We start from the raw sequence: 12129 nt of genomic DNA, 5'->3' as shown, positions 1-12129 counted from the left end.
CCTCAGGCCATGCTCTGGTAGTAGAGATTCTGTGGGTGCTGCGCCTCGGTAAAGAAGTGGTAGCGCTCTAGGATCAGCCCCAGGTACTGCACAGCAAAAGCCGCCAGCGGCAGGGTCGCCGACTCGATTGCATAGGAGAGCACGATCAATACCACCGGCATCACAAACACCATCAACAGAAAGGCGTAGCGAATCACCTTCAGGGTCGCCGGCGACTTGCCGTGGAAAAACTCCCGTGTATTGAAAGAGCCACCCATAAAGCCTTGGGATTGCTGCTTCAGATTGGAGTGATGCACGCCGATGCCCGACTGCAGATCGACCTTGCACTTTAAGCGACCATTGCGATAGAGACTGACACCGCGGCTAATCGCCCCCAGCAGGGTGGCAATCACCGCCCAGGTGGCATAGAAACCGACCAGCGCGGTCCCCTCATAGGCAGAGAAGGCCGCCGCCAACATGAAGCCCGAACCCAGTCCGAGAAACAGGAAGTTAGCCACCGTCAGCGGATGGTGCCAGGCCTTGATGAACTTAAGGCTGGCATAGATCATCGCGGTACAGAGGAACAGCGCAAAAGTAACCAGGGTGCCAAGCGCGCCGATAATCAGCGAGAGATCCAGCGGCAGGGCGCCGGAGATCACAAACAGCGGCGAGGTCCACTCGAACCAGTGCACCAGGCCATAGAGAAAGACCAGCCCCATCGCCATCGGCAACACAATCACCTCGCGTGAGAGCCAGGAGGTGCGCCACTGGGTTGCCGCCCGCCAGGCCCGCTCCGGGCGTCCCAGATGAAAGATCGAGGCGATCAATCCGGCGATCAACAGCACCAACGCCACCAGGCTGCCCAGCGCATAGAACTGGCTGCTCTGGGCCGGCAGCAGATTGGCCAGGGCATAGAGCTGGCCGGTGTAGAGCGCCAGGAACAGCCCCTGACCGACACCGATCAGGGTAGTCAAAAATATCACTGAAAATGCGGGATGCATCTGTTTCTCCGAAGAATCTCAATCACTGTTGATGGCCGTGAGAGCAGTGCCCCGCCGCGAAATTGCCGCCGATCGCAGCGAGGCGTCGCTCCCACCACCCAGCAGAATCACCAGGCCACGTCGTCCACCGTATCCACGATATCCGGCAACTTCGGCAACTCCTCCTTGTTGAGCGGATTGTCGGCGCGCACCAGCTCATCCTCGTGGATCTGGATGCGGGTCTTGCGCCGCGGCAGATAGTGGTTGGATGGTTTGGTGCCCCACTCCGGCTGCAACGCATAACCGCCCTGCTCACGGATCGCCACCGAGACCTCCGACTGCGGATCGTGCACATCGCCGAACAGCCGTGCGCTGGTCGGGCAGGCCAGCACACAGGCTGGCTGACGCTCCGCCTCCGGCAACGACATGTCGGTGATGCGGTCGATGCAGAGGGTACACTTCTTCATCACCCGTTCCTTCTCGTCGAACTCGCGCACCCCGTAGGGGCAAGCCCAGGAGCAATATTTGCAGCCGATGCACTTGTCGTAGTCGACCAGCACCACGCCGTTGTCCTCACGTTTGTAGGAGGCGCCAGTGGGGCAGACCGGCACACAGGGCGGATCTTCACAATGCAGGCAGGACTTGGGGAAATGGTAGGTCTCCGTATTCGGAAACTCACCCGCCTCATAGGTCTGCACCCGATTGAAGAAGGTGCCGGTGGGATCGGCATCGTAGGGACGCTGATCGGTCATCGGACCGGCCCAACCGGAGCTGTTCCACTCCTTGCAGCTGGTCACGCAGGCGTGGCAGCCGACGCAAACGTTGAGGTCGATGACGAGCGCGAGTTGTGTCATGGTTAATTTCTCTGTTTCTGCAGGAGCACAGCTCCTACGAATCAATCCTGGATCTTGGCCTTGCGGCGAAACGCGCCCGCGACAAACGCCTGCCACTTGCCACGCTTCGGATCCTGCCCCGGAACCCGCTTCTGCGGCTTGAACTGGGGCGAGGTGACTGCCGGCTCGTCCAGTCCGGCCGGATAGACCTTGACCTTGACATCGAACCAGGCGGCCTGCCCCGTTACCGGATCAGCGTTGGAAATATGCTTGCCTGATTCACAGGGCGGCAGTTCCTCCGAGATCAGATGGTTGAGCAGGAAGCCCTTCTGCGACTCGTTGGCCTTGGGCGACAGCCCCCAGGCACCGGCAGCCTTGCCGATGGCGTTCCAGGTCCAGACCGTGCCCGGCTCCACCGCCTCGGAGAAACGCGCCATGCAGCGCACCTTGTTGGTGGGCGACTCGACCCAGATCCAATCGCCGTCATCAAAACCCTGAGCCTTACCCAGCAGCGGATTGACGAACAAATAGTTATGGGTGTGGATCTGCCGCAGCCAGGCGTTCTGACTGTCCCAGGAGTGGTACATTGCCATCGGCCGCTGGGTCAGCGCGTTGAGCGGGAACTCATGGTTGTCCACCAGCTTCTGCTCCAGCGGCGCGGTGAAGAACGGCAGCGGATCGAAGTGCTCCTCGACCCGTTTGCGCAGCCGTTCGGGAGGCTGCCTGCCCGGCCACTTGCCTTGGGCCGCAAGGCGAAACCGCTGCAGCACTTCGGAGTAGAGGTGCAGGGTGATCGGCTCAGCGTAACGGGTCATACCGTGGGCCCGCGCCCACTCTAGGTAGCCACGATTCCAGTTACGCATGTACTGGTAAGACCTGGGCAGCTTGTAGTGGTAGTGGCAGTCGTTCTTCTGATACATCTCCCACTGCCGCGGGTTGGGCTCACCCTTGAGAAACTTCTCGCCCCCCTTACCACGCCAGCCGGCGAGGAAACCAATCCCGGAGCCCGGCGAGGTCTCGTAGTTGGTGATGAAGTCGGGGTAGTCGCGATACTTGCGCGAGCCATCCTGTTTGACGAAGGCGGGCAGACCCAGCCGCGAACCCAGCTCGATCAGCACCTCCTGAAACGGCTTGCAGTCGCCCTTCGGCGGCACCACCGGGATACGCACCGAATCGACCGGACCGTCGAACTCGGAGATCGGCCGGTCCAGCATCGACATCGCATCATGGCGCTCCAGATAGGTGGTATCGGGCAGCACCAGATCGGCAAACGCCACTGTCTCCGACTGAAAGGCATCGGCGACGATCAGGAACGGGATCTTATACTCACCGTTCTCATCCTTGTCGGTGAGCATCTCGCGCACGTTCTCAGTGTTCATCGAGCTGTTCCAGGCCATGTTGGCCATGAACAACAGCAGGGTGTCGATCTTGTAGGGGTCGCCGCGCCAGGCGTTGGTGATGACATTGTGCATCAGGCCATGCACCGAGAGCGGATACTCCCAGGAGAAGGCCTTGTCGAGGCGCACCGCCTCACCCGCCTCATCGACGAACAGATCGTCCGGCTTGCCCGGCCAGCCCAACGGCATACCATCCAGCGGGGTGTTAGGCTGCACCCCTTCCGGCCCGTTTGGCGGCTTCGGGCAAGGCGGAATCGGCCGCGGAAAGGGCGCCTTGTGGCGGAAACCACCGGGTCGATCGATGGTGCCCAGAATCGTCATCAGGATGCCCAGGGCGCGGATCGACTGAAAGCCGTTGGAGTGGGCCGCCATGCCGCGCATCGCATGGAACGAAACCGGGTTACCGGTCACCGAGTTGTGGTCGTTGCCCCAGGCATCGGTCCAGGCGATCGGCAGCTCGATCTTCTGGTCGCGGGCCACCACGCCCATCTCGTGAGCCAATCGCGTGATGGTCTCGGCGGGGATGCCGGTGATGCCCGCGGCCCACTCCGGGGTGTACTGCTCGACCCGCTCCTTGAGCAGCTGGAAGGCGGGTTTCACCGGAGTACCGTCCTCCAGCCGGAACTCGCCAAGCAGGCGCGGATCAGAGCCGGGGGTCTGGGTAGAGATCTCACGATCCAACTCGCGATCCCACCAGAGCTTGTTCTCGGGATCGAAGCAGCCCTCCTCGATGTGCATCTCGAAACGTTTGAACAGGCCGTGGTCGTCGCGGTTCTCATCATCCACCACCAGCTCCGCAGAGTTGGTGTATTTGATCAGGAAGTCGCGGTCGTAGAGGCCCTGCTTGATCAGCTCATTGATGATGGCGAGGATCAACGCGCCGTCGGTGCCGGGCTTGATCGGCACCCACTCATCGGCGATCGCCGAATAGCCGGTGCGGATCGGATTGATCGAGATAAAACGGCCACCGCGTCGCTTAAACTTGGCCAGCTCGATCTTCATCGGGTTGGAGTGATGATCCTCCGCGGTGCCGATCATGATGAAGAGCTTGGAGCGCTCCAGGTCGGGCCCACCGAACTCCCAGAAGGAACCACCGATGGTGTAGATCAGCCCAGCCGCCATGTTGACCGAGCAGAAGCCGCCGTGGGCCGCATAGTTCGGCGTGCCGAACTGCTTGGCGAACATGCCGGTGAGTGCCTGCATCTGATCGCGGCCGGTGAACAGGGCGAACTTCTTCGGATCCTCGGCACGGATCTTCGAGAGACGCCGCTCGATGATCTCGAAGGCACGCTCCCAGGAGATCTCCTCGAAATCCGAGTTGCCACGTTTCGACCCCGCCTTACGCAACAGCGGCTTGGAGAGGCGCGCCGGCGAGTACTGCTTCATGATCCCCGAGGCGCCCTTAGCGCAGATCACCCCCTTGTTGAGCGGATGCTTAGGGTTGCCCTCGATGTGGCGCACCTCACCATCGCGCAAGGTCACCCGAATGCCGCAGCGGCAGGCGCACATGTAGCAGGTGGTTTCTTTGACTTCGACGCGTCCCTCATCCTGGTCGGAATGCGTAGTGGGATCCTGCATGGCGAAGGCCCTACTTTAGAGTATTAACGATCAGTAATTTTGAAGCCTTCTATATTAGTCTTAACTAATTCTTATTGCCAGACAGAAGGGAGATGTCGGCGGTAGCCCCGTAGGCTAGGTTGAGTGAAACGAAACCCAGCATGGATCTTCGCCCCCCCCCGGGACGATTGCATTCGTGCCCCTCCGCTGGTGCTGATCCTAGGTGCCGGAGTCGCAGCGGGGTTGGCACTGCATCTAGGACCGGCCGAACTTTGCGCCCTGGCGCTCTTTTCGCTGGCGGTGATCGTGCTAGTTGCCACCCGTTCGCCAAGCCGCGGTCTGATCAGTCTCGCCCTCGGGCTGCTGCTTGCGACAATCGGCCAAGACCTCTTCTCGGCAACCGATCGTCTCGCCTTCGGCCAGCCAGAGCTGCTGCCCGGCATCAACCTGATTCCGCTGATGGTCGGCCTATTTGTGCTGCCAGAGGCGTTTCAGCGGATCATCGCCGGACGCCCGGCAAGCACCCCAGCGAGCGCCCCCAGGCAGCGGCCGGAGGGGCTGACCCGGCAGGAGTACCGCGCTGCCCTTGGCAACATCACCCAGGGTGGTTTGGTCGGGGTGGTGCTGGGAATCATCCCCGGCATCGGCGTCGCTCCGGCCGCCTTACGGCCTGGCCGCCGCCGAGGCAGGCAACAGCGGCGTCTGCGGCGCCACCCTAATCCCGCTGATGGAGCTGGGCATCCCCGGCGATGTGATCACCGCAGTCATCCTCGGCACCTTTACCCTGCATGGTCTGCCGCCTGGCCCACTGCTGTTCACCCAACATCAGTCCGAGCTGGCACCGCTGTTCTGGGGGCTGATCCTCTCCACCCCGTTGCTGTTCGGCCTGGTCGCGATTCGTGGCTTCAGCCGTCTCAGCCTGCTGCCCGAATGGGCGCTCTACCCGGCGATCGTCACCACCGCGCTGTTTGGCGTCTACAGCCTGCAGGCCTCGATCTTTGATATCCAGCTGGCCCTGATCACCGGTCTTGCCGGCCTAACGATGCGCCAGATCGATCTACCCACCACGCCCCTGCTGATCGCCTTCATTCTCGGCCCGTTGATCGAAGAGAACCTGCGGCGGGCGCTGCTGCTCTCCCAGGGCACGCTCGAGATCTTTATCCACTCCCCCTTTGTCTGGGGCTGTGTGGCAGCCACCCTGCTGCTCTGTTTTTGGCTGGCAATCCAGCATCACCCCTGGCTGGGGAAACGCCCAGCCATGCATTCCGGCGATCGACCGGGAAGCGCGGCAGAAAAAAAACAAACTATGTAGAAAAAGGAAAGGAACCAAGGAAAAACCTATCCCCTTGATCGCGCCCGCATCCGGCTCGCCCCCGGCAGCCGTGACATGTCCAACATCCACATGGGCATGCTGGTCAACGGCGAAATCGCGAACGATAAATACATCGACGGCGATGAGAGGCGATGAGAGCAGTTACGACGGCAGCGCCCTGCCCAACCGCTGGACTAGCCTGTTCGGCGTCAATCAGACGAACTTCCAGCCCGGCGACCAGGCCCAGCTCCAACACCACCCCCTATAACAAATCTCCGGAGTTCTTCACCCAGGATCTGCGCAACGAGTTTCCACTGGAGTTTTTCGACGAGGCAACCGGGCAGTTCACCGTGCCAATAAACACCGGCGAGTATGGCGTCGAGGTGGAATCGGAGTTGGATGACCCCGATCAGAGTAACAACGAGACGAGCAAACATTTCCGCGTGAGATAGTTGCCAACCAGGCCGCAAGGACGCGGCCGTCTTATCTCTAGAGTCAGGCGCAATGTCCTTTGGTTATTGCGCACTACACGAACCAGAAGAGTACCCATTGATACGAGATCACCTCATGCAGTACTCATTAAACACCATCCGAACCAGCAGCAATTGCGCTTGGTCAAGGCAGACCACAGCCACTCAGGCAGGATGGTGAGGGTACCTCTCAATATCCAAGCAGAACAATGGATATCGCAATAACCGCTGCCCCTGCGCAGACGCGCAGCACTAACGACGCTCCTACCCTGCCCACAGCCAGCAGGGTGCCGGGAGGCTGGCCTATCTGGGTTGGCATTTTCTCTGAGATGAGCGAGTTTGCGATGATGTTCATCATCTACTTCATCGCCAAGGCGCACTACCCAGAGCTGTTTAACGATGGCCCGACAAAACTCAACACCCTGGCAGGCGTACTCAACACCCTGGTCCTGCTCACCAGCAGCTACTGCGTCGCCAAGTCGATGCAGGCTATCAAGCGGGACGACAGCACAGCCTGTGTGCGCTGGCTATGGCTGGCCATCCTAGCCGGAGCCGCCTATCTGCTGATCAAGAGCTGGGAATACCACTGGAATGAAAGCGTGGGTATCACAAAGGATACCAACACCTTCTTTACCGTCTACTACTACACCACCTTCAATCACATGCTGCATGTCGGCTGGGGCAGCGCTGCGGTGCTATGGGCGATCATGGGTGTCAAACGCGGTAGCTTCACTGCGCAGAATCACGGTGGATTGGAAGCGGTTGCCTGTTACTGGCACATGATCGATCTTGCCTGGATCGTCATCTTTCCACTGCTCTATGTCTTGCGCTAACGGGATACATCATGCTCAGCAACAAGAACATCGACTTTGTCTGGATACAGCTGATGCTGCTGACACTGCTCAGTGCCTTTATCGCAGAGACCGCTGATACCAGCTTGGCGGTGATCATCATCGTCGCAGTGACCATCGGCTACAAGGGACGCATGATCGTGGATCACTTCATGGAACTGATCAATGCCAACCAATATATCCGCACTACGATGAGACTCTACTTCTATGTTATCCCCCTGATGATCGTCCTGGCTTACCTATTTCCTGATACACTGGTTCGTATGACAACGCTGCAGTAGCAGAAGGCATCCGTCGCGATTTATGCGGTGAAGAGTGAACCGCATCCTACGGCACAACAACCCACCGTGCACCACGACCTCCCTAGACATTCTCCTTTACCAAGCTCATCCTAAAACCGACTTTCCAACGGACAATTGCGACAATTGCGACAATTGAGGTTAGAGTAAAAACAGCAGTCTTTACTCTAATCCCTAATATCTTTTTCCCAGGATTCCAGATGGAGACAAAGCTAATTTAACAGCACATGCAGGGCGCAATAACACAGCGTATTACGCCGAATGGGGCTATCGTCGGGTGCGGTGAGAAACGAAACGCATTCGTCCCCTACAATTTCTTGGGATCAAAACAAAATCCCCCCTTTATAAACGTCAGTCGCGAAAGAGCCTGATTATGAACACGATGTTTCCACAGGAGCCTTCCCTCCATTTTTTCGATCCCCTCGCGGAGTTATTGGGTGCTGGGGACGGTCACTTCACCTACACCTTCGACGATGCAGTCAAACTGTCCGGCCACGCCTGCCCCACGGTGGCGGGAGCCTTTCTCATGGTGGTGCACGCCATGGATGCGCTGTATGGGTCGGAGACACCCCAGCGCGGCGATATCCTGATCAGAATCCAGGGCGCTCAGGATCAGGGGGGGCTGGGCCCCATAAGCCAGGTTTTTACCTTGCTGACCGGAGCGGCCCCGGAGAACGGTTTTCAGGGTCTGGGAGGGCAACATGCGCGCAACGACCTGTTACGCTTCGAACCTGCTTCTGGTGATGCCGCAGGACCCTTTACCTTTGAGCGCGGGGATACTGGGAAGCGCATCACGGTAAGCTATGACCCCTCTTGCATCCCTCCCCGGCCGGAGATGGGCGCCCATCTGCAACAGATTCTTCAGGGCAGCGCTGAAGCGGAGACAAAGGAGGCGTTTCGCTCGGCCTGGCGGGAGCGCGTGCTGAATATTCTTGCAGACGGAGGACAGAGCACGGTCACTGTGACAGTCATCCATGAATCAACATAGCCCCGCTTCCCTCTACCGTTCAGAACACCAGGCATGCCGAAAATGGAAATAGGGGGCAAACTAGAATGGCACTAAGTTAAGCCTATTTGGAACAATTGGGGTCAGAGTAAAGACTGCTGTTTTTACTCTGACCCCTAATATCCCACCAAGACATCGTGGACAAATTTTAGCGAATACGGTCGAAGTAGCGAGCACGATAGAGCAAACGTTTTTTTGCAGGATCATCATCGTCTTCAAAACCGGAACGGTCGTGTAACACATTGTTGCTAAGCAGGCCCCAGCCCGATTGCAGAGTACCGCGATAGATATAAGGGGAATCCCCGTTGAGCAGGTTTTCCAGCCAACTCACCGCCTCCTTGACTAACGGGTCATCTTTCCACGCCACGTTTCTTCTGCGCATGGTATAGCGCATGTGCAGATGTCCGTCGGCCGCCACCATAAAAACCGGTCCAGTGCGATCAGGACGCAACTCCATTCCGTCGACCACATTCTTGGGGATCATCATGGCATCTTCCTGCATCAGGGCGCGTACATAGTCCGGATTGGCATCACGCATCAGCAGGTAGGCGATTTCGTGATCCATCAGGGCGTTCTCACCACCACTCATGGCTGGGCGAACGCAGTGCAGCAGCAGGGCGTGATCCTGCAGGTCCAGACGATTGTAATAGCCATCGGTGTGCCAATGGATGGCACGGTTAGAATAGGGAATGTAGGGTGAATGCAGGGCATCGTCCTGCACTGTAAGCGCGGTGACTGCGTCCTCTTCGGCGCCACGGTTGTGATCGAGGTGTTCTAGCCCGAAGTGACTGCCGAAGCCGCGCGGTATATCGGTGCCCGATATGTCGCCAAGTTTGCTGACATAGATTGCCATATTGGCCTTGCGGCAGCGCTGCATCAGGGCATCATGCTCCGCAGTCGACAGTGTGCGCGGATCATCTATTTCGACCACCAAGTCGCCGAGTTCTTGCGGAGCATCGGCAAGCTTTTGCTCGCGCCATGCCTGGTAGGCGGTATCATTATCCAGGTCAAATGGAGTGTTGTTCATAATTGTATCATTTGATGTTGACAAAAAACGGTGGAGCGTACTATGCGTCCACTATGTCCGATCATGATGCAAGTCAATTCATGGGAAATTTGGAATTAGAGTAAAACGAGATCTCACCCAAAAATTTAAAGCTAGCATTAGTCTAAGTTTATTCAGACCAAGAATGATCTGATGGCAAGATTATTTAGAATCTGCCCGTCCGACATTCCTCAACACATCATCCAGCGGGGAAATAATCGACAAGCCTTTTTTGCGTCAGCGTCAGAGGTGATGTGACACAACTAAAGTAACCGCCCGAGTATCAGCCCTATTGCGCGGCTTTGAGCTTGGCGTTCCAGGGTAACAGCGCCTCGATCTACTCAACTGTCTCCGCCGCCCCGATATGCTGCAACACGTAGTGCAGGTAGGCGAAGGGCTCGAGGCAGCCGATGGCAAAGGGTCGGATGGCATTCTCCGCCAGGGCGTTGCTGATAGTCAGCCGTCCATCTGCGCAGTAGCCTGTCAGCCGTTCCCACTGGTTCAGGGTGTATTGCATGGCCTTGTAGGTCAGGCTGTCCTTTGAGGATGCCCTCGAGCCGGTACAGCGGCAGGGCATCGGCATATTTGGCCACCAGGAGCCAGGCCAGTAGCTGGACGCTGGCCTGGCATTTGCCCAAGGGATGGACCGGACGGACCGCCGCCTTGACCTGGGAGCCCCCCTCGGAATCCTTGAACACCGCCTTCTCCTGCCAATATTCGATGCCCCGGGCCTGGGCCGGGACGATGTCCAGTTCTTCCTTGACCTTGGTGTAGAAGGTCTTGCTGGCACCGGCCTTCTCTTCCTCGCTCAGGGAGAGATACACCTGGATGCGCGGCAGGCGCTCGGAGTAGCCATCGGCCTGACGTGGCTTGCCGGCGGGCCTTTTCTCTTCTTCGGGCAGCTGTGTCTCGACCTCTTCGAGCGAGACCTCGAGTTCGGCCTCGTCGAAGAGCGTGCCCTGGAAGGACAGCCTCTCGCTGCTGGCGCCAAAGCGGCGTAGCCGCGCCAGGCGCAACAGCTTCTGCTATTCCTTGATCAGGGCTTCGCGCTCGACCAGCAACCGGTCTTTCGTCTGGATGACGCGGAGCAGATCGGGGACGGTGAGGGACACTGTGGGGAGAGTGGTTGGATCGGTTGCCCGCGCCTTTTTCATGGGGCCATATTCTACCTTCGACACACCCACCCCGTCTTCAGAAAGTCGCCTCGTAATGCAGCTTTCGATGGCCTTTCATGGCGGCAAGATCATAACCGTCGAGCAGCCAGTTGATCTGCTGGCCATCCAGGGGCACCACCTCGTCTCCCGAGGCAGGCCAATGGAACCGCTCCTCGGCCAGGCTCTTGCAGTAGAGCACGAAGCCATTGTCTTCCCAGTACAGCAGCTTGATCTTGTCCCACTGCCGGTTGCTGAAGGCATACAGCGCACCCTCGAAGGGGTTGTGCTCCAGTTCCTGCTCGACGATCGCGGCCAGCCCGCGGAAGCTCTTGCGGAAGTCCACAGGCTCCCGGTGCAGATAGATCCGCGGCATCTGTGGGTGCGGACGCAGCCGGTAGCTCATGCCAGGCACCCCAGCAATTGCCGGACCATCGAGACATTGTCTGGCCCGATGCTGCGGATCTCCAGGCCGTCGGGTAGCACCAGGCTCAGGCCAGAGACCACCGGTGCTGCGAGGGTGACCGGTACGAAGCCCTTCGCCCTGGGTTGCACCATCGGCTTATCTGTGCGGCGCAACTTGCGCGCCCAGTAGCCGAAGCTCGGGTAACTGAGCCACCGTTGGGCGCAGTAGGCCCTCTGCGTCAGGCCTGAGTCTTGCCAGGCGGCCACATGCTGTTGCCAGTACAGGCTACTGTCGTTGGAGTTGGAAGTCGTCATGCTCTCTCCTGTGTGGTGATCGGTCAGGAGAAAGTCTGCGGCAGCACCTGCTCCGAAAACAGGTGCCGCTTCTTGGGCACTTACAGGTGTTCTATAACCGCCAGAGACGCCACTCAACTATCGGCTATCAGACGCCATTGGGCTATGAGAAAGAAAACCGAAAAGCTGCGTGATTTTTTGTCCGGAAAAGCCTTGCCATATCAAAATATCTTTGCGGCGACTGACAGATATCATTACAGCAATTGATTTTTATATGTTTTTTTCTTGAAGCCGGGTATTTATGTATTTTTTCTTGAAACCGGGTATTTCTTTTGATAATTTCAGTCGCGCGTGAAGCCTGTCACATTTTTAAAAGATAAAGCACTAAAATATTTGCACTCTGCCTTAGGCAAGACAGGGGCGCTATTTTTAGGGTGCGCCTGTGATCTCAACACCTTGAATAAGCAAGAAAAATAATGTTGCAAGGTTTTTTTACGCAGTTAGCGAAAGCCGTCACAAAAACAAAGCAAAGAAAAAGAAATTCCTATCA

At 58.1% G+C, this 12129-nt stretch carries 12 protein-coding genes and 2 pseudogenes; 5 read left to right on the top strand and 9 right to left on the bottom strand.

What is annotated here, in order from left to right; genetic code table 11:
- Positions 1-2: 2 nt before the first annotated feature.
- From soeC to soeA, 3 genes are all read right to left on the bottom strand, one after another.
- Complete coding sequence (gene soeC, locus L0Y14_RS04010) at positions 3-980, bottom strand: sulfite dehydrogenase subunit SoeC (RefSeq protein WP_005960026.1); 978 nt, start codon at positions 978-980, stop codon at positions 3-5.
- Positions 981-1087: 107 nt separating this feature from the next.
- Positions 1088-1813, bottom strand: a complete 726-nt coding sequence (locus L0Y14_RS04005; RefSeq protein WP_006474590.1) for a 4Fe-4S dicluster domain-containing protein — start codon at positions 1811-1813, stop codon at positions 1088-1090.
- Positions 1814-1854: 41 nt separating this feature from the next.
- Positions 1855-4767, bottom strand: coding sequence for a sulfite dehydrogenase subunit SoeA (gene soeA / locus L0Y14_RS04000; RefSeq protein WP_005960029.1), 2913 nt, complete (start codon positions 4765-4767; stop codon positions 1855-1857).
- A 123-nt stretch (positions 4768-4890) separates the two neighbouring features.
- Here soeA and L0Y14_RS16610 point away from each other — a divergent pair.
- The 5 genes and pseudogenes from L0Y14_RS16610 (at position 4891) to L0Y14_RS03975 (ending at position 8666) form a co-directional block, all read left to right on the top strand.
- Positions 4891-6058 (top strand): annotated as a pseudogene (locus tag L0Y14_RS16610) (tripartite tricarboxylate transporter permease).
- A gap of 152 nt (positions 6059-6210) precedes the next feature.
- Complete coding sequence (locus L0Y14_RS03990) at positions 6211-6510, top strand: hypothetical protein (RefSeq protein ID WP_010084488.1); 300 nt, start codon at positions 6211-6213, stop codon at positions 6508-6510.
- 347 nt (positions 6511-6857) lie between these two features.
- On the top strand, positions 6858-7361 hold the full coding sequence (locus L0Y14_RS03985) for a cytochrome c oxidase subunit 3 family protein (protein ID WP_006474593.1): 504 nt from the start codon (positions 6858-6860) through the stop codon (positions 7359-7361).
- 11 nt (positions 7362-7372) lie between these two features.
- Entirely contained in the window at positions 7373-7660 is a 288-nt protein-coding gene (locus L0Y14_RS03980) for a cytochrome C oxidase subunit IV family protein (RefSeq protein ID WP_005960035.1), read from the top strand.
- Positions 7661-8051: 391 nt separating this feature from the next.
- Positions 8052-8666, top strand: coding sequence for an FmdE family protein (locus tag L0Y14_RS03975; protein WP_050799368.1), 615 nt, complete (start codon positions 8052-8054; stop codon positions 8664-8666).
- 166 nt (positions 8667-8832) lie between these two features.
- Here L0Y14_RS03975 and L0Y14_RS03970 read toward each other — a convergent pair whose 3' ends face one another.
- The 6 genes and pseudogenes from L0Y14_RS03970 to tnpA form a co-directional block, all read right to left on the bottom strand.
- Entirely contained in the window at positions 8833-9711 is an 879-nt protein-coding gene (locus tag L0Y14_RS03970) for a TauD/TfdA family dioxygenase (RefSeq protein WP_006474595.1), read from the bottom strand.
- Between the two features lie 355 nt (positions 9712-10066).
- Positions 10067-10246 carry an IS66 family transposase gene (locus tag L0Y14_RS16605; protein WP_420887003.1) on the bottom strand — a complete coding sequence of 60 codons (180 nt, stop codon included), beginning with the start codon at positions 10244-10246 and terminating at the stop codon, positions 10067-10069.
- 69 nt (positions 10247-10315) lie between these two features.
- Positions 10316-10745, bottom strand: a pseudogene (locus tag L0Y14_RS16600) (IS66 family transposase); the annotation flags it as partial.
- A gap of 9 nt (positions 10746-10754) precedes the next feature.
- The gene (locus L0Y14_RS16595) at positions 10755-10907 is read right to left on the bottom strand and encodes a hypothetical protein (RefSeq protein ID WP_240991766.1); all 153 of its coding nucleotides are present in this window, start codon (positions 10905-10907) and stop codon (positions 10755-10757) included.
- A gap of 13 nt (positions 10908-10920) precedes the next feature.
- Positions 10921-11286: an IS66 family insertion sequence element accessory protein TnpB gene (gene tnpB, locus L0Y14_RS03960; protein WP_251859255.1), complete on the bottom strand. Its 366-nt coding sequence runs from the start codon at positions 11284-11286 to the stop codon at positions 10921-10923.
- Positions 11283-11600: an IS66 family insertion sequence element accessory protein TnpA gene (tnpA, locus tag L0Y14_RS03955; RefSeq protein ID WP_010083125.1), complete on the bottom strand. Its 318-nt coding sequence runs from the start codon at positions 11598-11600 to the stop codon at positions 11283-11285. The genes tnpB and tnpA overlap by 4 nt, the downstream gene beginning before the upstream one ends.
- Between the last annotated feature and the right edge of the window lie 529 nt (positions 11601-12129).

Origin of the sequence: Candidatus Endoriftia persephonae (assembly GCF_023733635.1) — a bacterium.
Taxonomy (GTDB): domain Bacteria; phylum Pseudomonadota; class Gammaproteobacteria; order Chromatiales; family Chromatiaceae; genus Endoriftia; species Endoriftia persephonae.
The sequence above is the reverse complement of the archived record's forward strand: the minus strand, read 5'-3'. Positions and strand labels throughout refer to the sequence as shown.